The organism is Aquabacterium sp., from assembly GCF_041915145.1.
Lineage (GTDB): Bacteria > Pseudomonadota > Gammaproteobacteria > Burkholderiales > Burkholderiaceae_C > Aquabacterium.
Genome location: NZ_JAYSBZ010000180.1, coordinates 1 through 1,606, shown reverse-complemented (window position 1 = coordinate 1,606; position 1,606 = coordinate 1). Strand labels below are relative to the sequence as shown.

Annotated in this window: 1 protein-coding gene; it reads left to right on the top strand. The window is 67.2% G+C overall.

Annotated elements, in window-relative coordinates; genetic code table 11:
• A partial coding sequence (gene mnmG, locus ACE3SS_RS15745) for a tRNA uridine-5-carboxymethylaminomethyl(34) synthesis enzyme MnmG (RefSeq protein WP_374595568.1) occupies positions 1-1,606 on the top strand: 1,606 nt, incomplete at both ends.

Here is a 1,606-nt window from a genome sequence, read left to right as displayed (position 1 = left end):
CGCGCGACCCGGGCGCAGGCCGATCGCATCCTCTACAAGGCGGCGATTCGCCAGCGGCTCGAAAACCAGCCGAACTTGTGGCTGTTCCAGCAGGCGGTGGACGACCTGATAGTGGAAGGCGACCGCGTGGTCGGCGCCGTCACCCAGGTCGGCATCCGCTTCAAGGCGCGCGCCGTGGTGCTGACGGCGGGCACCTTTCTGGACGGCAAGATCCACGTTGGCCTGCAGAACTACAGCGCCGGCCGCGCGGGCGACCCGCCGGCGGTGAGCCTGTCGGCCCGGCTCAAGGAGCTGAAGCTGCCGCAAGGCCGGCTCAAGACGGGCACGCCGCCGCGCATCGACGGCCGCAGCATCGACTTTGCCCAGCTCGCCGAGCAGCCGGGCGATGGCGTGGGCCTGGTGGGGCAGTGGGGCGCCAATGGGACGGTTTCCGCCCCCACCGGCCCCGAGGTGCCGGTGTTCAGCTTTCTGGGCTCGCCCGACCAGCACCCGCGCCAGCTGCCGTGCTGGATCACCCACACCAACCAGCAGACGCACGACATCATCCGCTCGGGCTTCGACCGCAGCCCGATGTTCACCGGCGTGATCGAGGGGGTGGGGCCGCGCTACTGCCCGAGCATCGAAGACAAGATCAACCGCTTCGCCGACAAGGACTCGCACCAGATCTTTCTCGAGCCCGAGGGCCTGACGACCAACGAGTTCTACCCCAACGGCATCAGCACCTCGCTGCCGTTCGACATCCAGCTCGCCGCGCTGCGCACCATGCCCGGCCTGCAGAACGCCTTCGTGTTGCGCCCCGGCTACGCCATCGAGTACGACTACTTCGACCCGCGCGAGCTGAAGTCCACCTTCGAGACCAAGGCGATCAGCGGGCTGTTCTTCGCGGGCCAGATCAACGGCACGACCGGCTACGAAGAAGCGGCGGCTCAGGGCTTGTACGCCGGGGTCAACGCCGCGCTGCAGGCGCAGGGCAAAGAGGCCTTCACGCTGCGCCGCGATCAGGCCTACCTCGGCGTGCTGGTCGACGACCTCATCACCAAGGGCGTGACCGAGCCGTACCGCATGTTCACCAGCCGGGCGGAGTTCCGCCTGCAGCTGCGCGAGGACAACGCCGATATGCGGCTGACCGAGCTGGGTCGACAGATCGGTCTGGTGGATGACGTGCGTTGGGATGCCTTCAACCGCAAGCGCGATGCTGTTTCACGTGAAACAGAAAAGCTGCGGGCCACCTGGGTGCGTCCGGCCACGCTGCCAGCGGCGGATGCTGAGCGGCTGCTGGGCAAGGCGATTGAGCGCGAATACAACCTGGCAGACCTGCTGCGCCGTCCGGCGGTGAGCTTCGATGCCGTGGCCGAGGTGGCTGCCATCGCCAAGCCGGATGCCGGTGTTTCACGTGAAACCTTGCGCGCCGAGCTGGGTGGGGCGCTGGCCGATGCGGTGATCGAGCAGGTCGAGATTGCCACCAAGTACGCCGGCTACATCGACAAGCAGAACGACGAGGTCGAGCGCGCGGCCTACTACGAGCACCTCAAATTGCCGGAGGAGCTGGACTACATGCAGGTCTCGGCGCTGAGCATCGAGGCGCGGCAGAAGCTGAGCAAGCACC